General features: G+C 60.8%; 19 protein-coding genes, 3 tRNA genes and 1 riboswitch. Of the genes, 20 read left to right on the top strand and 2 right to left on the bottom strand.

The window, feature by feature from the left end; translation table 11 throughout:
* Window positions 1-59: 59 nt before the first annotated feature.
* From ACO77H_RS20745 to astE, 12 genes are all read left to right on the top strand, one after another.
* On the top strand, window positions 60-749 hold the full coding sequence (locus ACO77H_RS20745; RefSeq protein ID WP_029294434.1) for an ABC transporter permease: 690 nt from the start codon (window positions 60-62) through the stop codon (window positions 747-749).
* Window positions 746-1,444, top strand: a complete 699-nt coding sequence (locus tag ACO77H_RS20740) for an ABC transporter permease (protein ID WP_115128781.1) — start codon at window positions 746-748, stop codon at window positions 1,442-1,444. Before ACO77H_RS20745 ends, ACO77H_RS20740 begins: the two co-directional genes overlap by 4 nt.
* Window position 1,445: 1 nt before the next feature.
* Window positions 1,446-2,558 carry a succinylglutamate desuccinylase/aspartoacylase family protein gene (locus ACO77H_RS20735; RefSeq protein WP_432754512.1) on the top strand — a complete coding sequence of 371 codons (1,113 nt, stop codon included), beginning with the start codon at window positions 1,446-1,448 and terminating at the stop codon, window positions 2,556-2,558.
* Between the two features lie 27 nt (window positions 2,559-2,585).
* A complete protein-coding gene (locus ACO77H_RS20730) occupies window positions 2,586-3,350 on the top strand; it encodes an ABC transporter ATP-binding protein (RefSeq protein ID WP_029294441.1) in 765 nt (254 codons plus the stop codon).
* 227 nt (window positions 3,351-3,577) lie between these two features.
* Window positions 3,578-4,558, top strand: a complete 981-nt coding sequence (argR, locus tag ACO77H_RS20725) for a transcriptional regulator ArgR (protein WP_169955156.1) — start codon at window positions 3,578-3,580, stop codon at window positions 4,556-4,558.
* Window positions 4,559-4,799: 241 nt separating this feature from the next.
* A complete protein-coding gene (locus tag ACO77H_RS20720; RefSeq protein WP_169955157.1) occupies window positions 4,800-6,020 on the top strand; it encodes an aspartate aminotransferase family protein in 1,221 nt (406 codons plus the stop codon).
* Between the two features lie 194 nt (window positions 6,021-6,214).
* Window positions 6,215-7,234 (top strand): arginine/ornithine succinyltransferase subunit alpha, encoded by a 1,020-nt coding sequence (aruF, locus tag ACO77H_RS20715; protein ID WP_032861580.1) that lies wholly within the window; start codon window positions 6,215-6,217, stop codon window positions 7,232-7,234.
* Window positions 7,235-7,284: 50 nt separating this feature from the next.
* The gene (gene astA / locus ACO77H_RS20710) at window positions 7,285-8,310 is read left to right on the top strand and encodes an arginine N-succinyltransferase (RefSeq protein WP_169955158.1); all 1,026 of its coding nucleotides are present in this window, start codon (window positions 7,285-7,287) and stop codon (window positions 8,308-8,310) included.
* Window positions 8,307-9,776 (top strand): succinylglutamate-semialdehyde dehydrogenase, encoded by a 1,470-nt coding sequence (gene astD / locus ACO77H_RS20705; RefSeq protein ID WP_432755774.1) that lies wholly within the window; start codon window positions 8,307-8,309, stop codon window positions 9,774-9,776. Before astA ends, astD begins: the two co-directional genes overlap by 4 nt.
* Window positions 9,777-9,980: 204 nt before the next feature.
* Window positions 9,981-11,327 carry an N-succinylarginine dihydrolase gene (astB, locus tag ACO77H_RS20700; RefSeq protein ID WP_172312950.1) on the top strand — a complete coding sequence of 449 codons (1,347 nt, stop codon included), beginning with the start codon at window positions 9,981-9,983 and terminating at the stop codon, window positions 11,325-11,327.
* A 23-nt stretch (window positions 11,328-11,350) separates the two neighbouring features.
* Window positions 11,351-11,641, top strand: a complete 291-nt coding sequence (locus tag ACO77H_RS20695) for a hypothetical protein (RefSeq protein WP_029294458.1) — start codon at window positions 11,351-11,353, stop codon at window positions 11,639-11,641.
* A 12-nt stretch (window positions 11,642-11,653) separates the two neighbouring features.
* Window positions 11,654-12,658 (top strand): succinylglutamate desuccinylase, encoded by a 1,005-nt coding sequence (astE, locus tag ACO77H_RS20690; RefSeq protein WP_170043789.1) that lies wholly within the window; start codon window positions 11,654-11,656, stop codon window positions 12,656-12,658.
* Between the two features lie 146 nt (window positions 12,659-12,804).
* Here the strand turns inward: astE and ACO77H_RS20685 are convergent, their stop codons facing one another.
* Window positions 12,805-13,314 carry a 6,7-dimethyl-8-ribityllumazine synthase gene (locus tag ACO77H_RS20685; RefSeq protein ID WP_169955161.1) on the bottom strand — a complete coding sequence of 170 codons (510 nt, stop codon included), beginning with the start codon at window positions 13,312-13,314 and terminating at the stop codon, window positions 12,805-12,807.
* Between the two features lie 113 nt (window positions 13,315-13,427).
* Window positions 13,428-13,597, bottom strand: a riboswitch (FMN riboswitch).
* 180 nt (window positions 13,598-13,777) lie between these two features.
* Between ACO77H_RS20685 and ltaE the strand changes: the two genes are divergently transcribed.
* The 8 genes from ltaE to mgtE all read left to right on the top strand — a co-directional run bounded on the left by ltaE (window position 13,778) and on the right by mgtE (window position 21,557).
* Window positions 13,778-14,782, top strand: coding sequence for a low-specificity L-threonine aldolase (gene ltaE / locus ACO77H_RS20680; protein ID WP_432754511.1), 1,005 nt, complete (start codon window positions 13,778-13,780; stop codon window positions 14,780-14,782).
* Between the two features lie 146 nt (window positions 14,783-14,928).
* Window positions 14,929-17,547 (top strand): alanine--tRNA ligase, encoded by a 2,619-nt coding sequence (gene alaS, locus ACO77H_RS20675; RefSeq protein ID WP_170043788.1) that lies wholly within the window; start codon window positions 14,929-14,931, stop codon window positions 17,545-17,547.
* A 97-nt stretch (window positions 17,548-17,644) separates the two neighbouring features.
* Window positions 17,645-18,886, top strand: a complete 1,242-nt coding sequence (locus ACO77H_RS20670; protein ID WP_038442619.1) for an aspartate kinase — start codon at window positions 17,645-17,647, stop codon at window positions 18,884-18,886.
* 183 nt (window positions 18,887-19,069) lie between these two features.
* Window positions 19,070-19,258, top strand: a complete 189-nt coding sequence (gene csrA, locus ACO77H_RS20665; protein ID WP_003178872.1) for a carbon storage regulator CsrA — start codon at window positions 19,070-19,072, stop codon at window positions 19,256-19,258.
* Window positions 19,259-19,320: 62 nt separating this feature from the next.
* Window positions 19,321-19,411: transfer RNA gene (locus tag ACO77H_RS20660), tRNA-Ser, on the top strand.
* Window positions 19,412-19,519: 108 nt separating this feature from the next.
* Window positions 19,520-19,596, top strand: a tRNA-Arg gene (locus ACO77H_RS20655).
* A 72-nt stretch (window positions 19,597-19,668) separates the two neighbouring features.
* A tRNA-Arg gene (locus ACO77H_RS20650) sits at window positions 19,669-19,745 on the top strand.
* Window positions 19,746-20,114: 369 nt separating this feature from the next.
* Window positions 20,115-21,557 carry a magnesium transporter gene (mgtE, locus tag ACO77H_RS20645; RefSeq protein ID WP_169955164.1) on the top strand — a complete coding sequence of 481 codons (1,443 nt, stop codon included), beginning with the start codon at window positions 20,115-20,117 and terminating at the stop codon, window positions 21,555-21,557.
* A 97-nt stretch (window positions 21,558-21,654) separates the two neighbouring features.
* Here the strand turns inward: mgtE and ACO77H_RS20640 are convergent, their stop codons facing one another.
* The gene (locus tag ACO77H_RS20640) at window positions 21,655-21,981 is read right to left on the bottom strand and encodes an Arc family DNA-binding protein (RefSeq protein WP_029294475.1); all 327 of its coding nucleotides are present in this window, start codon (window positions 21,979-21,981) and stop codon (window positions 21,655-21,657) included.
* Between the last annotated feature and the right edge of the window lie 60 nt (window positions 21,982-22,041).

Below are 22,041 nucleotides of genomic sequence, written 5' to 3'. Positions count from 1 at the left end.
GCACCAGGGTCTCTGAAGTTTGCGCCATTTTTTCATCCGCCTTTTCGAGGACCTGAATCATGTTGAAAGGCTACGGGGCCGTTATCCTCGATGGCGCATGGTTGACGCTTCAGCTCGCCTTGTCGTCCATGGCCTTGGCCATTGTTCTGGGTCTGATTGGGGTCGCATTGCGCCTGTCGCCGGTACGCTGGCTGGCTTGGCTGGGTGACCTGTACTCCACGGTGATCCGCGGGATCCCCGACCTGGTGCTGATCCTGCTGATTTTCTACGGCGGCCAGGACCTGCTCAACCGCGTCGCGCCGCTACTGGGCTACGACGACTATATTGACTTGAACCCCTTGGCCGCCGGTATCGGCACCCTGGGCTTCATCTTTGGCGCCTACCTGTCGGAAACTTTCCGCGGTGCGTTCATGGCCATCCCCAAGGGCCAGGCCGAAGCGGGCATGGCCTATGGCATGAGCCCGTTCCAGGTGTTTTTCCGGGTGATGGTGCCGCAGATGATCCGGCTGGCAATCCCCGGCTTTACCAACAACTGGCTGGTACTGACCAAGGCCACCGCGCTGATTTCGGTGGTGGGCCTGCAAGACATGATGTTCAAGGCCAAGCAGGCGGCAGATGCCACCCGCGAACCTTTTACCTTCTTCCTCGCGGTGGCGGCGATGTACCTGGTGATCACCAGCGTCTCGTTGCTGGCCCTGCGTTATCTTGAGAAGCGCTACTCGGTAGGCGTAAAGGCGGCTGATCTATGATCTTCGACTACAACGTCATCTGGGAGGCCATGCCGCTGTACCTTGGCGGCTTGCTGACCACCCTGAAATTGCTGTTGATCTCGCTGTTCTTCGGCCTGCTTGCCGCCGTGCCCCTGGGCCTGATGCGAGTGTCCAAGCAGCCGCTGGTCAATGGCTCGGCCTGGCTCTACACCTATGTGATCCGCGGTACGCCGATGCTGGTGCAGCTGTTTTTGATCTACTACGGCCTGGCCCAGTTCGAAGCGGTGCGCGAGAGTTTCCTCTGGCCGTGGCTGTCCAGCGCGACCTTCTGTGCGTGCCTGGCCTTTGCCATCAATACCAGCGCCTACACCGCCGAGATCATCGCCGGTAGCCTCAAGGCCACGCCCCATGGCGAGATCGAAGCGGCCAAGGCCATGGGCATGTCGCGCTACAAGCTCTACCGCCGCATCCTGCTGCCCTCGGCCCTGCGCCGGGCGCTGCCGCAGTACAGCAACGAAGTGATCATGATGTTGCAGACCACCAGCCTGGCCTCCATCGTCACCCTGATCGACATCACCGGTGCCGCGCGCACGGTGAACGCCCAGTACTACCTGCCGTTCGAAGCCTACATCACCGCTGGCCTGTTCTATCTGTGCCTGACGTTCATCCTGGTGCGCCTGTTCAAGCTGGCCGAGCGCCGCTGGTTGAGCTACCTGGCTCCCCGGAAGCACTGATATGGAACGCATCGAGCACGTACTGCCCTGGGGGCACCTGGGTTGCGAGCGCCAGTTGACGGTGTTCCGTTTCGGCCATGGCGAGCGCAAGGCGTATATCCAGGCCAGCCTGCACGCCGATGAGTTGCCGGGGATGCGCGCGGCCTGGGAGCTGAAAAAGCGCCTGGCCGCACTCGAAGCGCAGGGCGCCCTCAACGGTGTGATCGAGCTGGTGCCGGTGGCCAACCCGATGGGCCTGGGTCAGCTGCTGCAAGGCAGCCACCAGGGGCGTTTCGAGGTCGGCACCGGGAAGAACTTCAACCGTGATTTCGTCGAGTTGAGCGAGCCGGTTGCTGCCTTGCTGGAAGGCAGGCTGGGAGATGATCCCCACGCCAATGTGCGCATGATCCGCCAGGCAATGAGCGATGCGCTCAATGCACTGCCCGAGCCGAGCAGCCAGTTGCAAGGTATGCAGCGGGTTTTGCTGAGCCATGCCTGTACTGCCGATGTGGTCCTCGACCTGCACTGCGACGCTGAAGCCGCGCTGCACATGTACGCGCTGCCCCAGCACTGGCCGCAGTGGCGTTCGTTGTCGGCGCATTTGAATGTGAAGGTCGGCCTGTTGGCGGAAGATTCCGGCGGCAGCTCGTTCGATGAGGCCTGCTCGTTGCCGTGGCTGCGTTTGTCACGGGCGTTCCCCGAGGCGCAGATCCCTCTGGCATGCCTGGCGACGACCCTGGAGCTGGGCGGTCAGGCCGATACCGGTCGGGATGAGGCGATCTTCCACGCCGAAGGTATCCTCGCGTTCCTCGCCGAGCAGGGCCTGATCAAGGGAGAGTGGCCGGCGCCGCAACATGAACCGTGTGAAGGCGTGCCCTTCGAAGGCACTGAATTGCTGTTCGCGCCCCACGCCGGGGTGATCAGTTACTTGCGTAAAGCCGGTGACTGGGTGGAAACCGGCGAGCCGATTTTTGAAGTGATTGATCCTTTGGCCGACCGCGTCAGCATTGTTTGCGCGGGCACGTCAGGGGTGTTGTTTGCCGTTGAACGGCTGCGTTATGCCCAAGCGGGTTTCTGGCTGGCCAAGGTGGCGGGGCGCGAAGCGCTGCGTCACGGGCGCTTGCTCAACGACTGACCAACTGTTTTTGTGAGAACCGACCGCATGTACAAACTTGAAGTCCAAGACCTGCATAAACGCTATGGCAGTCATGAAGTGCTCAAAGGCGTGTCCCTGGCCGCCGCGGCCGGTGATGTGATCAGCATCATCGGTTCCAGTGGCTCGGGCAAAAGCACCTTTTTGCGCTGCATCAACCTGCTGGAGCAGCCTCACGCCGGCAAGATCCTGCTCAATAACGAAGAGCTGAAGCTGGTGGCCAACAAAGACGGCGCGATGAAAGCCGCCGACCCCAAGCAGTTGCAGCGTATGCGTTCGCGTCTGTCGATGGTGTTCCAGCATTTCAACCTGTGGTCGCACATGACCGCGCTGGAAAACGTCATGGAAGCCCCGGTGCATGTGCTGGGCATGTCGAAAAAAGACGCCCGTGAAAAGGCCGAGCACTACCTGGCCAAAGTCGGCGTGGCTCATCGCAAGGATGCCTTCCCCGGCCATATGTCCGGTGGCGAGCAGCAGCGCGTGGCGATTGCCCGGGCGCTGGCGATGGAGCCTGAGGTGATGCTGTTTGACGAGCCGACCTCGGCCCTTGACCCGGAGCTGGTCGGCGAAGTGTTGAAGGTCATGCAGGACCTGGCCCTGGAAGGCCGGACGATGGTGGTAGTGACCCACGAAATGGGCTTTGCCCGTGAAGTGTCCAACCAGTTGGTGTTCCTGCACAAAGGCATTGTCGAAGAGCGCGGCAACCCGCGTGAAGTGCTGGTCAACCCGCAGTCCGAGCGGTTGCAGCAGTTCTTGTCCGGTAGCTTGAAGTAAACAAGGCTGCGTTTATGCACTGAAATAGTGCATGCTTCGCAGCCTTGAGGTTGGCCTCGATTCCTTGTAGGAGCCGGCTTGCCGGCGATAGCGGTAAGCCAGTCCCACCGCTATCGCCGGCAAGCCAACTCCCACATTAGATCTCTGTTTGTTTTGAGATTTGTGTTGGTTTACGGGCTAGCATTGGCCCTTGTCTTCATTACCGTTTTCGTTTCGGATAGCCCTCCATGACAGCCCATCGCATCGGTTTCCTGATTTGGCCCAGCACTAAAGCCCTGACGCTTGCGCTGGCTGAGGAGGCCTTGCGTGTGGCCCAGCGGGTGCATCCAGACGTGGTCTACGAGGTGTCATTCCTGCAGGCCGAGCCGCCGGTCGAGGGTGACTGGAAGCTGCCCGGCGAACCCTGGGCCGGCAAGCTGGAAGGCTTCCAGAAGCTGTTCCTGCTGGCCGACGAGCCGCCCACCGTGATCGCGTCCCAGTTGGGCACCGCGCTCAAGCAACTGGTGCGTGCCGGCTGCGTGATCGGCGGCTTGTCGGCGGGCGTGTATCCGTTGGCGCAACTGGGTTTGCTCGACGGCTATCGCGCCGCCGTGCACTGGCGCTGGCAGGATGACTTTGCCGAGCGTTTCCCCAAGGTCATCGCCACCAGCCATTTGTTCGACTGGGACCGTGATCGCCTGACCGCCTGCGGTGGCATGTCGGTGCTCGACCTGCTGCTGGCGGTGTTGGCCCGTGATCACGGTGCCGAACTGGCCGGTGCGGTCTCCGAAGAATTGGTGGTAGAGCGCATCCGCGAAGGTGGCGAACGCCAGCGCATTCCATTGCAGAACCGCCTGGGGTCCAGCCATCCGAAGCTGACCCAGGCAGTGTTGCTGATGGAAGCCAATATCGAAGAGCCGCTGACCACTGACGAAATCGCCCAGCATGTGTGCGTGTCGCGACGACAACTGGAGCGCATCTTCAAGCAGTACCTCAACCGCGTTCCCAGCCAGTACTACCTGGAGCTGCGCCTGAACAAGGCGCGCCAGATGCTGATGCAAACCAGCAAATCGATCATCCAGATCGGCCTGTCCTGCGGCTTCTCCTCGGGGCCGCACTTTTCCAGCGCCTACCGCAACTTCTTCGGCGCCACCCCCCGTGAAGATCGCAACCAGCGGCGCAGCAGCAGCCCGTTCGAGTTGTCGTCGGTGCCATCCGAGCGCGGCTGAGCAGGGCCTTGCCCTGCGGATGCAGCTGAGCAAAATTCCCACGGCACTGCCGCAACCGCCTGTCTTCTGTTTAAACTGCGCCATTGCGAAGCTATTTGTCGCATTGGCGTAAACCCGCGTAAAACGGGGGTTGGCGCTATAAGAAGTTGTCGCTTGGCGGCAAGGCCGCGCTGAAAACTGTCCTTACAATCCCTGCATCGCCCGCCAGTTCCAGGCAGGCGTTCCTCTTCAGGAGACTCCGATGTCCGTTGAGCAAGCCCCGGTGCAACGTGCCGATTTCGACCAGGTCATGGTGCCCAACTATGCCCCTGCCGCCTTTATCCCTGTGCGTGGCGAAGGTTCCCGCGTGTGGGACCAGTCGGGTCGCGAGCTGATCGATTTTGCCGGCGGCATCGCAGTGAACGTGCTGGGCCATGCCCACCCGGCGCTGGTCGGTGCACTGACCGCCCAGGCCAACAAGCTGTGGCACGTCTCCAACGTCTTCACCAACGAGCCGGCCCTGCGCCTGGCCCATAAGCTGATCGACGCCACCTTTGCCGAGCGTGTGTTCTTCTGCAACTCGGGCGCCGAAGCCAACGAGGCCGCCTTCAAGCTGGCCCGTCGCGTGGCGTTCGACCGTTTCGGCAGCGAGAAATACGAGATCATCGCCGCCCTGAACAGCTTCCACGGCCGCACTCTGTTTACGGTCAACGTCGGTGGCCAGTCGAAGTACTCCGATGGTTTCGGTCCTAAAATCACCGGCATCACCCACGTTCCTTATAACGACCTGGACGCGCTGAAAGCCGCGGTGTCGGACAAGACCTGCGCCGTGGTGCTGGAACCGATCCAGGGCGAAGGCGGCGTGTTGCCGGCTGAGCTTGCGTACCTGCAAGGTGCCCGCGACCTGTGTGACGCCAACAACGCGCTGCTGGTGTTCGACGAAGTGCAGACTGGCATGGGCCGCAGCGGCCATCTGTTTGCCTACCAGCACTACGGCGTGGTACCCGACATCCTCACCAGCGCCAAGAGCCTGGGCGGCGGCTTCCCGATTGCCGCGATGCTGACGCGCGAAGACCTGGCCAAGCACCTGGTGGTCGGCACCCACGGCACCACCTACGGCGGCAACCCGCTGGCATGCGCGGTGGCCGAAGCGGTGATCGACGTGATCAACACCCCCCAGGTGCTGGCCGGCGTCAATGCCAAGCACGAGCTGTTCAAGGCCCGCCTGGAGCAGATCGGCCAGCAATACGGGATCTTCACCCAAGTACGTGGCATGGGCCTGCTGCTCGGTTGCGTATTGAGCGACGCGTTCAAGGGCAAGGCCAAGGACGTGTTCAACGCGGCCGAGAAAGAAAACCTGATGATCCTGCAGGCCGGCCCGGACGTGGTGCGTTTTGCGCCAAGCCTGGTGGTGGAAGAGGCGGACATCAATGAAGGTCTGGACCGCTTTGAACGTGCTGTAAAAACGCTGACGCAAGCTTGATAGATACACATTTATCTAACGAACCGGATCAAATGTGCGAGCGGGCTTGCCCGCGATAGCGATCTGTCAGTCGACGTTGTTGTGACTGGCCCACCGCAATCGTGGGCAAGCCCGCTCCCACATTGGAACCTGGGTGATTCCAGGTTCAGTGTCCGGCATTTTTTTATGAAGTTTTCGAGTTAAGGAGTGACACCATGCTGGTGATGCGCCCCGCGCAAATGGCTGATCTGGGCGAGGTACAGCGTCTGGCTGCGGACAGCCCGATTGGTGTCACCTCCCTGCCGGATGACGTTGAACGCCTGAGCGACAAAATCGCCGCCAGCGAAGCGTCCTTCGCCGCCGAAGTGAGTTTCAACGGTGAAGAAAGCTATTTCTTTGTCCTCGAAGACACCGTCGCCGGCAAGCTGGTGGGCTGTTCGGCCATCGTTGCCTCGGCCGGTTATTCCGAGCCGTTCTACAGCTTTCGCAATGAGACCTTCGTCCACGCGTCCCGCGAACTGAAGATCCACAACAAGATTCACGTCCTGTCCCAGTGCCACGACCTGACCGGCAACAGCTTGCTGACCAGCTTCTACGTGGTGCCGGAACTGGTGGGTTCGGCCTGGTCGGAACTCAACTCCCGTGGCCGCCTGCTGTTTGTCGCAAGCCACCCCGAGCGGTTTGCCGACTCGGTGGTGACCGAGATTGTCGGCTACAGCGACGAGAACGGTGATTCGCCGTTCTGGGACGCCATTGGCCGCAACTTCTTCGACCTCAACTACGCCGCCGCCGAGCGCCTGTGCGGGTTGAAGAGCCGCACCTTCCTCGCCGAGCTGATGCCCCACTACCCGATCTACGTGCCGCTGTTGCCCGACGAAGCCCAGGAAGCCATGGGCCAGGTGCACCCGCGTGCGCAGATCACCTTCGACATCCTGATGCGCGAAGGTTTTGAAACCGATCATTACATCGACATCTTCGACGGTGGCCCGACCCTGCATGCGCGGGTCTCGGGCATCCGTTCGATCGCCCAGAGCCGCGTGGTGCCGGTGAAGATCGGCGAGATGGTCAAGGGCGTCGGCCGCCAGTACCTGGTGAGCAACGCGCAGTTGCAGGATTACCGCGCAGTGATGCTGGAACTGGACTACGCGCCGGGCAAGCCGGTGACCCTGGACCTGGAAGCGGCCGAAGCCCTGGGCGTCGGCGAAGGCGCCAGCGTGCGCCTGGTAGCGGTTTAAAAAGCAGAGTTTCGCGGGTGGCTGCAAAGCGGCCCGTCTGAGGAGATAGCATGATCGTTCGTCCCGTACGCAGCAGCGATTTACCGGCCCTGATTGATCTGGCGCGCAGCACCGGCACCGGCCTTACCACCTTGCCGGCCAATGAAGAGCGCCTGACCCACCGGGTTGGCTGGGCTGAAAAGACCTTTCGCGGCGAAGCTGGGCGTGGTGATGCCGACTACCTGTTCGTGCTGGAAAACGACGAAGGCCGGGTGGTGGGGATTTCCGCCATCGCTGGCGCCGTCGGCCTGCGTGAGCCGTGGTACAACTTCCGGGTCGGCCTGACGGTCAGCGCCTCCCAGGAGCTGAACATCTATCGCGAGATTCCTACGCTGTTCCTGGCCAACGACCTGACGGGCAACTCCGAGCTGTGCTCGTTGTTCCTGCATGCCGATTACCGCAACGGCCTCAATGGCCGCATGCTGGCCAAGGCACGGATGCTGTTCATTGCTGAATTCCCGCAGCTGTTTGGCAACAAGATCATTGCCGAGATGCGCGGGGTGTCCAACGACGCCGGGCGTTCGCCGTTCTGGGAAAGCCTGGGCCGGCACTTCTTCAAGATGGAGTTCAGCCAGGCTGACTACCTCACCGGCGTAGGCAACAAGGCGTTTATTGCCGAGCTGATGCCCAAGTTCCCGCTGTACACCTGCTTTTTGTCCGAGGACGCGCGCAACGTGATCGGCAAGGTCCATCCCGACACCGAGCCGGCCCTGAGCATGCTCAAGAGCGAAGGCTTCAGCTACCAGGGCTACGTCGATATCTTCGACGCGGGCCCTGCGGTGGAGTGTGAGACCAGCAAGATCCGCGCGGTGCGTGACAGCCAGGCGCTGGTGCTGGCCATCGGCACGCCGGGGGACGACGCCACGCCGTTCCTGATGCATAACCGTAAACGTGAAGAGTGCCGCATCACCGCCGCACCGGCGCGCCTGGCTGCGGGCACCCTGGTGGTCGATCCGCTGACCGCCAAGCGCCTGCAACTGGTGGCCGGTGATCAAGTGCGTGCCGTACCGTTGTCTGCTGCCCGGGAGTCGAAATAATGAATTCGTTGTATATCGCAGGGAGCTGGCTGGCTGGCCAGGGTGAACGCTTTGAGTCGCTGAACCCGGTGACCCAGCAGGTGATCTGGGCCGGCAATGGCGCCAGTGTCGAGCAGGTCGAGTCCGCCGTGCAGGCTGCGCGCCAGGCATTCCCTGCCTGGGCCAAGCGCCCCCTGGAAGAGCGCATCAGCGTGCTGGAAACCTTTGCCGCCACCTTGAAGAGCCGCGCCGATGAAATCGCCCGCTGCATTGGCGAAGAAACCGGCAAGCCGCTGTGGGAGTCGGCCACCGAAGTTACCAGCATGGCCAACAAAATCGCGATCTCGGTGCAGAGCTACCGCGAACGTACCGGCGAGAAGAGCGGCCCCCTGGGCGACGCCACGGCGGTGTTGCGCCACAAGCCTCACGGCGTGGTCGCAGTATTCGGTCCTTACAACTTCCCCGGCCACTTGCCCAACGGGCATATCGTCCCGGCCTTGCTCGCGGGCAATACCGTGTTGTTCAAGCCGAGCGAGCTGACCCCTAAAGTGGCCGAGCTGACGGTACAGTGCTGGATCGAAGCCGGCCTGCCGGCGGGCGTGTTGAACCTGCTGCAAGGCGCGCGGGAGACCGGGATCGCCCTGGCCTCCAATCCAGGTATCGACGGCCTGTTCTTCACCGGTTCCAGCCGCACCGGCAATCACCTGCACCAGCAGTTCGCCGGGCGCCCGGACAAGATCCTCGCGCTGGAAATGGGCGGCAACAACCCGCTGGTGGTGGACCAGGTGGCCGATGTGGATGCAGCGGTCTACACCATCATCCAGTCGGCCTTTATTTCTGCCGGCCAGCGCTGCACCTGTGCCCGGCGGCTGCTGGTGCCGGAAGGCGCCTGGGGCGACGCACTGCTGGCGCGCCTGGTTGCCGTCAGTGCGACCATTGCCGTGGGGGCCTTCGACCAGCAACCACCGCCATTCATGGGCTCGGTGATTTCCCTGGGCGCGGCCAAGGCCTTGATGGCGGCCCAGGAATTGATGCTGGCCAACGGCGCCGTGGCGCTGCTGGAAATGACCCAGCCCCAGGCGCAGGCAGCCTTGCTGACACCTGGCATCATCGACGTGACCGCCGTGACCGAGCGCGAGGACGAAGAGCTGTTCGGCCCGTTGCTGCAAGTGGTTCGCTACACGGATTTCGAAGCGGCGATCAGCGAGGCCAACAACACTCAGTACGGTTTGGCCGCAGGGTTGCTGTCGGACTCCGAGGCGCGCTACCAGCAGTTCTGGCTGCAAAGCCGTGCGGGTATCGTCAACTGGAACAAACAGCTGACCGGCGCGGCGAGCACCGCGCCATTTGGTGGGGTAGGGGCGTCGGGCAATCATCGCGCCAGTGCCTATTACGCGGCAGATTACTGCGCGTACCCGGTGGCATCCCTGGAGACACCGAGCCTGGTCTTGCCAGCCGCGCTGACGCCGGGTGTAACGCTGAACTAAATGTGGGAGCGGGCTTGTGTGGGAGCTGGCTTGCCTGCGATGGCATCCCCTCGGTCTGGCTGAAAGACCGAGGTGCCCGCATCGCAGGCAAGCCAGCTCCTACACAAGCCAGCACCTGCAGTTGATCGGGTTTGCAAAGACAGGTTTGTGGTGTGTTGAAGACCTTTGATGCCTATAAAAACAGATGTTCGTGGAGCCTCGCCGATGAAATCCTGTGAAGTCAATTTTGACGGTCTCGTGGGGCCGACCCATAACTACGGCGGTTTGTCCTACGGCAACGTCGCGTCCCAGAGCAACAGCCAGCAATCTTCCAACCCCAGGGAAGCGGCGCTGCAGGGCCTGGCGAAAATGAAAGCCCTGATGGACATGGGCTTTGTGCAAGGTGTGCTTGCTCCCCAGGAACGTCCGGATGTCGCCGCGCTGCGCAGCCTTGGCTTTGCCGGTACAGACGCCCAGGTGATCCAGCAGGCGGCCAAGCACGCCATGCCGTTGCTGGTGGCCAGTTGTTCGGCCTCGAGCATGTGGGTGGCCAACGCCGCGACGGTCAGCCCGAGCGCCGACACGTTTGACGGCCGCGTGCATTTCACCGCCGCCAACCTCAACTGCAAATACCACCGCAGCATCGAACACCCGACCACCAGCCGCGTGCTGGGGGCGATGTTTGCCGATCAGCAGCACTTCGCCCACCACGCCGCGTTGCCGGCCGTGGCGCAGTTCGGTGACGAAGGCGCCGCCAACCACACCCGCTTCTGCCGCGAATATGGCGAGGCGGGCGTGGAGTTTTTCGTGTTCGGCCGCAGTGCGTTCGACACCCGCTACCCGGCGCCGCAAAAGTACCCGGCGCGCCAGACCCTCGAAGCGTCCCAGGCGGTTGCGCGTTTGCATGGCCTGCAGGATGACGGTGTGGTCTACGGCCAGCAGAACCCGGCCGTGATCGATGCCGGGGTGTTCCACAACGACGTGATCGCAGTGGGTAACGGCGAAGTGTTGTTCTATCACGAGGATGCGTTCCTCAATACCGAGCAGATGCTCGCTGAACTGCAGGCCAAGCTGGGCAAGCTCGGCGGCAATTTCCAGGCAATCTGCGTACCCCGCGCCCTGGTCAGCGTCGAAGACGCCGTGCGCTCCTACCTGTTCAACAGCCAGTTGCTGAGCCGCGCCGACGGTTCGATGCTGCTGATCGTGCCCGAGGAGTGCCGCAACAACGAGCGTGTCTGGCACTACCTGCAAAGCCTGACCAGTGCCGGTGGGCCGGTCGGCGAAGTGAAAGTCTTCGACCTCAAGCAAAGCATGCAGAATGGCGGCGGCCCGGCCTGCCTGCGTTTGCGCGTGGCGTTGAAGGAGGCTGAACTGGCGGCGGTCAATCCAGGGGTTATCATGACTGCACCGCTGTACGAAACGTTGACCCAATGGGTCGGCAAGCACTACCGCGACAGCCTGCGTGAAACCGATCTGGCTGACCCGCAGTTGCTGCTCGAATGTCGCACGGCATTGGATGAACTGACGCAAATCCTTAAACTGGGCTCGGTTTATCCTTTCCAGATCAATTAAAGCCACACGGCTGAGACTTATTTATGACCACCGATACCCTGAAGCTGATCCTTGAAGACACCGACGGCACCCAGCTGGAAACCTCCTGCACCCGCCTGGCCGTGGTGTGGCAGGGCAAGGAAATCTGGATCCAGCACGATGGCCGTGGCCAACTGCTGATCGGCGTGGACGTGGAAGAAGGCGACGCCGAGTACGCCAACCTGCTGATGCGCCCGCTGGCCACCAACCTGATGAGCCTGCAACTGGAAATGGAACCGGCCGACGTTGAAGGTGATGACGACGATCACGTCCACGGCCCAGGCTGCAACCACTAAGGAAGCTGCTCTATGCTCGCCCTCGGCAAACTGCTTGAACTGACCCTCGCCGGTCGTGAACCGGCGCAAAAAATTCAACTGACTGTCGACGGCGTGCAAATGCGCTGGCTCAGTGAGGGCGCACTCGAGGTGCGGCCTCCTGAGGCACGGGACAACGGCGCCGATGTGCTGCTGTCGTCCGGCATCCATGGCAACGAAACCGCGCCGATCGAATTGGCCGACCGCCTGTTGCATGGCATCGCCCGCGGGGAGATCAAGCCCCGTACCCGTATTCTGTTCCTGTTCGGCAACCCCGAGGCCATGCGTCGCGGCGAGCGTTACCTCGAGCAGGACGTCAACCGGCTGTTCAACGGCCGCCACGAACAAAGCATCGGCCCCGAAGCCATGCGCGCCGCCGAGCTTGAGCAGTTGGCCCGCACCTTCTTCAGCGTGCCCGGCCGTTCGCGCCTGCACTACGACCTGCACACGGCGATTCGCGGTTCGAAGATCGAGCAGTTCGCCCTGTACCCCTTCAAGGAAGGGCGCCAACACTCCCGCACCGAACTGGCCCGCTTGCGCGCGGCCGGCATGGAAGCGGTGCTGTTGCAGAACAAGACCTCCATCACTTTCACCGCGTTTACCTACGAGCAGCTGGGCGCCGAGTCGTTCACCCTGGAACTGGGCAAGGCCCGTCCATTCGGGCAGAACCAGGGGGTGGATGTATCGCGCCTGGAAACCCGCCTCAAGCAGATCATCGAAGGCAACGAGCCGGCCGCCGAGGGCCTGGACGGCCTGAAGTTGTTCAGCGTGGCCCGGGAAATCATCAAGCACAGTGACGCCTTCACCCTGCATTTGCCGGCGGATGTGGAGAACTTTTCGGAACTGGAGAAGGGCTACCTGCTGGCCGAGGACATCGCCAAGACCCGCTGGGTGATCGAGGAGGAGGGCGCGCGCATCATCTTCCCCAACCCGAAGGTCAAGAATGGCTTGCGGGCGGGCATCCTGATTGTGCCGACCACAGATGTTGGCCTGGCCTGAACCTTGGGTTCAGCGCGGTCAACTGTAGGAGCTGGCTTGCCTGCGATAGCATCAACTCGGTCTGTCAGTTACCTCGAGGCGATGCTATCGCAGGCAAGCCAGCTCCCACCCAGACCCAGTTTTTACACTGGGTTGGGTAGGGTTGCTTAGACTGCTAAGGCACGCGGCTCATTGCGGCGGATCGCGCGGATCTTGTGCAGGGTATCGGCGCAGGTCTGCGCAGCTTCCTTGCCCTTGTGCACAAAGTGCTCAAAGAAGAAGTTGTGGTGCTCGCTGCCCGCGTGGAAGTGATGCGGCGTCAGGGACACCGAGAACACTGGCACTTCGGTTTCCAACTGCACCTGCATCAGGCCGCTGACTACCGATTGTGCGACGAACTCGTGGCGATAGATCCCACCGTCCACCACCAGGGCGGCGGCGACGATGCCGGCGTAGCGGCCGGACTTGGCCAGTAGCTTGGCGTGCAGGGGCATTTCAAAGGCGCCGCCGACTTCAAAGAAATCGATGTCCGACTCTTGGTAGCCCTGGACGAGCATTTCGGCGAGGAAGCCTTTACGGCTCTGATCAACAATATCTTTGTGCCAGCAAGCCTGGATAAACGCGACGCGCTCACCGTGGTGGTTTTTGCTCTTGCTGTCGATTGCGGTGGGTTGCATGTTCTGACTCCTGTTTATGAAAAAAACAGGGCGTTATGAATCGAATGGGATTTAAGGGTACGAGCAGCTGTGTCATGCAGGCATGAAATCAGCACACGGCCCTTAGGCGCCAATCCCGTTCTCTCTTCATCCGGACTATGACCGTCGGCCCCGGGATCACACCGGGTCTGCTGACCTTGCCGCCGTCCTGCGTGAGCAGTTCGAGGCGCCAAGCGCTCGCGGGCTATGCGCATTGCGCGCAATTACCGCCGGTGGGGAATTGCACCCCGCCCTGAGAACGTTGCCGCCAGAACCCTGGCGGCGGAGAGTTTTTACCATACATTTCGAAAAACTGCATAGGGTGCTTGTTAATATCGACTATCGACAGGTTTGCCGATCAGCCTTGTAGGCGGTTGATATCTGTGGGCGATGCCCGCAGTAATCGGTTACAACAGGTCATTCCCCACTCGCAGAGGCCCGCTTGATGTCCGTTATTGATCTTCGTAGTGACACCGTGACCCAACCCACGCTGGGCATGCGCGATGCCATGGCCAGCGCACCGAGCGGCGATGATGTCTACGGTGAAGACCCCAGCGTCAACCTGCTGGAAGCCGAACTGGCCAAGCGCCTGGGCTTTGCCGCCGCGCTGTTCGTGCCGACCGGCACCATGAGCAACCTGTTGGCACTGATGGCCCACTGCGAGCGGGGCGAGGAATACATCGTCGGGCAACAGGCCCACACCTACAAATATGAGGGCGGCGGCGCGGCGGTGCTGGGTTCGATCCAGCCGCAGCCCCTGGAAGTCCAGGCGGACGGTTCGCTGGACCTGGCCCAGGTCGCAGAAGCGATCAAGCCGGATGACTTCCACTTCGCCCGCACCCGGCTGTTGGCGTTGGAAAACACCATGCAAGGCAAAGTGTTGCCCATGAGCTACCTGGCCGCTGCACGCGCATTTACCCGCGAACATGGCCTGGCCCTGCACCTGGACGGCGCGCGCCTGTACAACGCGGCGGTCAAGCTGGGGGTGGATGCGCGGGAGATTGCCGGGTATTTCGATTCGGTCTCGGTGTGCCTGTCCAAGGGCCTTGGCGCGCCGGTTGGCTCGGTGCTGTGCGGCTCCAGTGCGTTGATCGCCAAGGCCCGTCGTTTGCGCAAGATGGTCGGTGGCGGTATGCGCCAGGCGGGTTCTTTGGCGGCGGCGGGGCTGTACGCCCTGGACCATCAGGTAGCGCGCCTGGCCGAAGACCACGCCAATGCCCAGTGGCTCGGCGATGAGCTGCGCAAGGCCGGCTACAGCGTGGAGCCGGTGCAGACCAATATGGTCTACGTGCAGATCGGCGAGCAGGCCCAGGCGCTGAAGGCCTTTGCCGAAGCGCGTGGGATCACGTTGAGTGCCGCCCCGCGCTTGCGCATGGTCACGCACCTGGACGTCAGCCGGGCACAGATGGAGCAAGTGCTGGCGACATTTGTCGAGTTTTCCCGGAAATGACAGTGCAGGCCGTCTAATTGACTGTTTCTATCGTATAAACACGCTGTACCACGGGCAAAGGGCCGATATAATGCGGCCCTTTGCCGTCGCTCCGTCTGATGACGTTTAGCACTGGCCTTTGGCCGCAGCCTCCGTGGAAGAACCTAATGAAAAGCGCAGAAATCCGTGAAGCCTTCCTTCGCTTCTTCGAAGAGCAAGGTCACACCCGTGTCTCCTCCAGCTCCTTGATCCCAGGCAATGACCCAACCCTGCTGTTCACCAACGCGGGGATGAACCAGTTCAAGGACTGCTTCCTGGGCCAGGAAAAACGCGCCTACACCCGCGCCACCAGCAGCCAGAAGTGCGTGCGCGCCGGCGGCAAGAACAGCGACCTGGAGAACGTCGGCTACACCGCCCGTCACCACACCTTTTTCGAAATGCTCGGCAACTTCAGCTTTGGCGATTATTTCAAGCAAGACGCGATCAACTTCGCCTGGACCTTCCTCACTGGCGTGCTGAAGCTGCCGAAGGAAAAACTCTGGGTCACCGTCTACGCCACCGACGACGAAGCCTACGACATCTGGACCCAGCAGATTGGTGTGCCGGTCGAGCGCATGATCCGCATTGGCGACAACAAGGGCGCGCCTTACGCCTCCGACAACTTCTGGACCATGGGCGATACCGGCCCGTGCGGCCCGTGCACCGAGATTTTCTACGATCATGGCGCCGACATCTGGGGTGGCCCGCCGGGCTCGCCGGAAGAAGACGGTGACCGTTACATCGAGATCTGGAACAACGTGTTCATGCAGTTCAACCGCACCGCCGATGGCGTGTTGCATCCGCTGCCTGCGCCGTCGGTAGATACCGGTATGGGCCTGGAGCGGATCAGCGCGGTGATGCAGCACGTTCACTCCAACTACGAAATCGACCTGTTCAAGAACCTGCTGAGCGCGTCGGCCGCGGCCATTGGCTGCGCCAACGACAACCAGTCTTCGCTCAAAGTGGTATCGGACCATATCCGTTCCTGCGGTTTTCTGATTGCCGACGGCGTGCTGCCCTCCAACGAAGGCCGTGGCTACGTGCTGCGCCGCATCATCCGTCGCGCCTGCCGCCACGGTAACAAGTTGGGCGCCACGGGTAGCTTCTTCTACAAAATCGTTGCCGCGCTGGTGGCCGAGATGGGCGAAGCCTTCCCGGAACTCAAGCAGCAGCAAGCCAACATCGAGCGCGTGCTCAAGGCTGAAGAAGAGCAGTTCTCCAAGACCCTGGAGCACGGCCTGAAGATCCTGGAACAGGACCTGGCTGAGCTCAAAGGTACCGTGGTGCCGGGTGATGTGGTGTTCAAGCTGTATGACACCTATGGCTTCCCGATGGACCTGACGGCCGACATCGCCCGCGAGCGTGAACTGACGGTCGATGAGGTTGGTTTCGAGCGTGAGATGGAAGCCCAGCGTGTACGCGCGCGTTCCGCAAGCTCTTTTGGCCTGGATTACAACACCTTGGTCAAGGTTGACGTGGCGACCGAGTTCACGGGTTATCAGGCCACCGTCGGCTCGGCCAAGATCGTGGCTATTTATAAAGATGGCCAGTCGGTCGATGTCTTGAGCGAAGGCGAAGAGGCGGTGGTGGTGCTCGATCAGACGCCGTTCTACGCCGAATCTGGCGGCCAGGTCGGTGACTGTGGTTTCTTGCGCTCGACATCCGGTCGTTTCGACGTGCGCGACACCACCAAGACCGGCGGTGCTTTCCTGCATCACGGTGTGTTGGTGCTGGGTAACCTGACGGTCGGCGCTCCGGTAGAGACTCAGGTTGATGCTGATGTGCGGCATGCAACCGCCTTGAACCACTCGGCTACCCACTTGCTGCACGCGGCGCTGCGCCAGGTATTGGGCGAGCACGTCCAGCAGAAGGGGTCGTTGGTCGACAGTCAGCGCCTGCGCTTTGACTTCAGCCATTTTGAAGCGATCAAGCCTGAGCAATTGAAGGCATTGGAAGACATCGTCAACGCCGAAATTCGCAAGAACACTGCGGTAGAAACTGAAGAAACCGATATTGAAACCGCCAAGAAAAAAGGCGCCATGGCGCTGTTCGGCGAGAAATACGGCGACAACGTACGCGTGCTGAGCATGGGCGGCAGCTTCTCCGTGGAACTGTGCGGCGGTATCCATGCCAAGCGCACCGGTGACATCGGCCTGCTGAAAATCATCAGCGAAGGCGGCGTGGCTTCCGGTGTACGGCGTATCGAGGCGGTGACCGGTGCTGCGGCCCTGGCCTACCTCAATGCGGCCGAAGAACAACTCAAGGAAGCGGCGACCCTGGTCAAGGGCAGCCGTGACAACCTGATCGACAAGCTCTCTGCCGTACTGGAGCGCAACCGCCAGCTGGAAAAACAGCTGGAGCAGTTGCAAGCCAAGGCGGCCAGCGCAGCGGGTGACGACCTGTCAGCCTCGGCACTGGACATCAAGGGCGTGAAGGTTCTGGCCGCGCGCCTGGACGGTCAGGACGGCAAGGCGCTGTTGGCCTTGGTCGATCAGTTGAAGAACAAGCTCGGCCGCGCAGTGATCCTGCTCGGCAGTGTCCATGAGGAAAAGGTCGTACTGGTTGCCGGTGTAACCAAGGACCTGACTGGCCAACTCAAGGCTGGTGATTTGATGAAACAAGCCGCTGCGGCAGTGGGCGGGAAGGGCGGTGGTCGTCCGGACATGGCGCAAGGCGGTGGTGTAGACGCTGGTGCCCTGGACGCGGCCCTGGCCCTGACCGTGCCATTTGTCGAGGCCGGTATTTAAGGCGCTGTTAATGAGTCCATGGTCTAGTCATGGGCTCGCTTAGCTGCTGGAAGATTTGTTTATTGGGCGCCCCTTTACGGGCTGAGGCGGCTTAGAAATGGCTTTGATCGTACAGAAATTTGGAGGCACCTCGGTCGGCTCTGTCGAACGAATCGAGCAGGTCGCCGACAAGGTTAAGAAATTCCGCGATGCCGGCGACGACCTGGTGGTGGTGCTGTCGGCCATGAGCGGCGAGACCAATCGCCTGATCGACCTGGCCAAGCAAATCAGTGGTGATCAGGCTCCGCTGGCGCGTGAGCTGGATGTGATCGTGTCCACCGGTGAGCAGGTGACCATTGCTTTGTTGGCCATGGCGCTGAACAAGCGTGGCGTGCCGGCGGTGTCCTACACTGGCACCCAGGTACGGATCCTCACGGACAGCGCGCACACCAAGGCGCGCATCCTGCAGATCGACGACCAGAAGATTCGTGGTGACCTGAAGGCCGGTCGCGTGGTGGTTGTCGCCGGTTTCCAGGGCGTTGACGAGCACGGCAATATCACGACCCTGGGCCGTGGCGGTTCCGACACCACCGGCGTGGCGCTGGCGGCAGCCCTGAAGGCTGACGAATGCCAGATCTACACCGATGTGGACGGCGTCTACACCACTGACCCGCGCGTAGTGTCCGTGGCCCAGCGCCTGGACAAGATCACCTTCGAAGAGATGCTGGAAATGGCCAGCCTCGGGTCCAAGGTGTTGCAGATCCGTGCGGTGGAGTTTGCCGGCAAGTACAACGTACCGCTGCGCGTATTGCACAGCTTTAAAGAGGGTCCGGGCACCCTCATTACTATTGATGAAGAGGAATCCATGGAACAGCCGATCATTTCCGGCATCGCCTTTAACCGCGATGAAGCCAAGCTGACCATCCGTGGCGTGCCAGACACCCCGGGCGTGGCCTTCAAGATCCTTGGGCCGATCAGTGCGGCGAACATTGAAGTCGACATGATCGTGCAGAACGTCGCACACGATAACACCACCGACTTCACCTTCACCGTGCACCGCAACGAGTACGATGCGGCCGAGCGTATCCTGCAGAACACTGCCCAGGAAATCGGGGCGCGTGAAGTGGTCGGCGACACCAAGATCGCCAAGGTGTCGATCGTTGGTGTGGGTATGCGCTCCCATGCGGGCGTTGCCAGCCGCATGTTCGAGTCCCTGGCCAAGGAAACCATCAATATCCAGATGATCTCCACATCGGAGATCAAGGTGTCGGTGGTGATTGAAGAGAAGTACCTGGAGCTGGCTGTGCGTGCACTGCACACCGCTTTCGAACTGGACGCGCCGGCCCGACAGGGCGAGTAACGCGTTGCCAGGAAGGCGCGGTTGATCCGCGCCTTTCTTTTTTGCCGGGTGATGGCCCAGGCCTGTTCTTTTGCCCGTGCTCGACAATACTTAGGCATGCAGGGCCATGGCCGATGGGTTATAGGCCCAAGGCCTTTTTTTGCAGACTGTTGTTCCCGAAATGAAATGCGTGAGGAGAAAGGTATGCTGATTCTGACTCGTCGATGCGCAGAAAGCCTGATTATTGGTGATGGCGAAATCACCGTGACCGTGCTCGGCGTCAAAGGCAATCAAGTGCGGATTGGGGTCAATGCCCCCAAAGAGGTGGCCGTCCACCGTGAGGAAATCTACCTGCGGATCAAGAAAGAGAAGGACGACGAACCAAGCCATTAATTTTTATCGTTTTTTATGTTTGCAAACGGGGATGAAGCTGGTTAATATACGCCCCGTGTTGCGGAGAGCTGGCCGAGTGGCCGAAGGCGCTCCCCTGCTAAGGGAGTACACCTCAAAAGGGTGTCGGGGGTTCGAATCCCCCGTTCTCCGCCATTATTTGCTTAGTACGTTGCAATCTGGTTTTTTCGCTAAGTTGTTGAAATTAAACGAAAAAATAGCTTTACATAGAGATTGAACGGCCTATAATGCGCGGCAACAAATGCACTCGTAGCTCAGCTGGATAGAGTACTCGGCTACGAACCGAGCGGTCACAGGTTCGAATCCTGTCGAGTGCACCATTTAAGAGTTAGTTGCAGAAATGCAGGTAACTTGGCTCCAACCAGTTGTGATCTGGTATAAAACCACAATCTGCACTCGTAGCTCAGCTGGATAGAGTACTCGGCTACGAACCGAGCGGTCACAGGTTCGAATCCTGTCGAGTGCACCATACAAACAAAAAGCCCGCCTAGTGCGGGCTTTTTGCCGTCTGGGGTTTTTACTTTCCTGGCGGCCTGCGTAGGAATAGTCTCGGCCACGCAGGTTTTTCTCTCGCCCATGTGTTTTCTTTTCTATGGCTGTCGTCGCAGTTTCATACGTGTGGCCAACACTCAGCTTTGTTGTGCAAGCGCTTGTTCTTTCCAGTTTTTTAACGTTTAAAGCGGGCGCACGGTGTATCATTGCGCCCGTCAGCCCCGCCGGGGCTTGTGGAATACCTCCATGGACTTACCCAGTAGTTACTCAGTACCCCGTTTTACCAATCATGAATTGACTGATTGATCCTTCCGGCGTGCCCCGCTGCTGGGAGTGGAGTTCGCCTATGACCGAAGTAGAAGTAAAGAAAACACAAGAAAGCCTGCAGGATCGTCTGGCTCAAGTCGTCGAGCTGCTGCAGCGCCAGCGTGTGGTCGAAGATCTGACCCATCGCCAGGAAGGTCCTCATCAAGACCGGGTCGAGAACCTGGTCCATCGGCAGAATCTCGTCGAATTGCAGCGCAAGCTCGATGACCTGCACTCTGCCGACGTCGCCTACATCCTTGAAGCCCTGCCGCTGGACGATCGTCTGACGCTTTGGCAGTTGGTCAAGGCTGATCGCGATGGCGACATCCTCCTTGAAGTATCCGACTCGGTGCGTGAGACCCTGATCGCCGACATGGACGATCACGAGCTCCTGGCTGCGGCCAAGGAGATGGACGCCGACGAACTGGCCGACCTCGCCCCTGAGCTGCCCCGTGATGTTGTCCATGAGCTGATGGAGACCCTCGACGGTCAGCAGCGTGAGCGCGTGCGCTCCGCGTTGTCCTATGACGAGGAGCAAGTCGGCGCATTGATGGACTTCGAGATGGTGACTATCCGTGAGGATGTCAGCCTGGAAGTGGTCTTGCGCTACCTGCGGCGCCTCAAGGAACTGCCGGGGCACACCGACAAGCTGTTTGTGGTCGACTACGAGGGCATCCTCAAGGGCGTGCTGCCGATCAAGCGCCTGCTGGTCAACGACCCGGACAAACAAGTGGCCGAGGTCATGGCCAGCGATCCGGTGAGCTTTCATCCCGATGAAGACGCCTACGATGCCGCCCAGGCATTCGAGCGTTATGACTTGATTTCGGCCCCGGTGGTCGACAAGAACGGCAAGCTGATCGGCCGTTTGACCATCGATGAGATGGTCGACCTGATCCGTGAGGAAAGCGAAAACGAAGTCCTCAACATGGCGGGTCTGCGTGAAGAGGAAGATATTTTTGCGTCAGTCTGGCGATCCCTGAGCAACCGTTGGGCGTGGCTGGCGGTCAACCTGATTACTGCGTTCATTGCCTCGCGGGTGATCGGCCTGTTTGAAGGCTCTATCGAGAAGCTGGTGGCATTGGCGGCGCTGATGCCGATCGTGGCCGGTATTGGTGGTAACTCGGGTAACCAGACCATCACCATGATCGTGCGGGCGATGGCCCTGGACCAGGTGAGCACGGGTAATACCTCGCGCCTGATGCGCAAGGAATTGGCGGTAGGCCTGATCAATGGCCTGGTGTGGGGGGGCGTTATTGGGGTGGTGGCCTATCTGCTGTATGGCAGTTGGTCCCTGGGCGTGGTCATGACTGCGGCCATGACCCTCAACCTGCTACTGGCGGCCTTGATGGGGGTGTTGATCCCCATGACCCTCGCGCGCCTTGGGCGCGATCCGGCGATGGGCGCCAGTGTGATGATCACGGCCATGACTGACAGTGGTGGCTTCTTCATCTTCCTGGGCTTGGCGACGATCTTCCTGCTTTGAACCCAATAGGGGCCGGCAAGCCGGCTCCTGCATCCAAAGTAAAAAAACCACGCAAAAAAAAGCCAGCGCAAGGCTGGCTTCAGCTTTCAGTTGCCGGTTATTCGGCTTCTGCGGCTGCCTCAACGTCATGGGCAATCAGCGACACAAGCGCATTTTGCTGACGGTGGGACAGTTGGCGAAACCGCTGTAGCAGCTCGCGTTCGTGCAGTGACAGCTCCGGGCTGTCCATACGCATGCTCAGCTCATCACCCAGCGCGCCTTCCTGAATAAGGCTTTGCTCCATGCGCGCGATGATTTCAGAGTTCATGCTGCGGTGATGATTGCGAGCCACCTCGGCAATGCGTTCCCGCATTCCGTCTGGCAGACGTACGACGAACTTGTCAGCCGTACGGCTGGAATAAATTGCCTGTTTCAATGGGCGCATATATTTAACCGGTTAGTTCAGGGGAGCGGTTTTTGGAATTGGCCGCAACATGTGTGTTAG

Source organism: Pseudomonas sp. WMBT8 (assembly GCF_050916005.1).
Classification (GTDB): Bacteria; Pseudomonadota; Gammaproteobacteria; order Pseudomonadales; family Pseudomonadaceae; genus Aquipseudomonas.
This window is presented reverse-complemented; position numbering and strand designations above follow the sequence as displayed.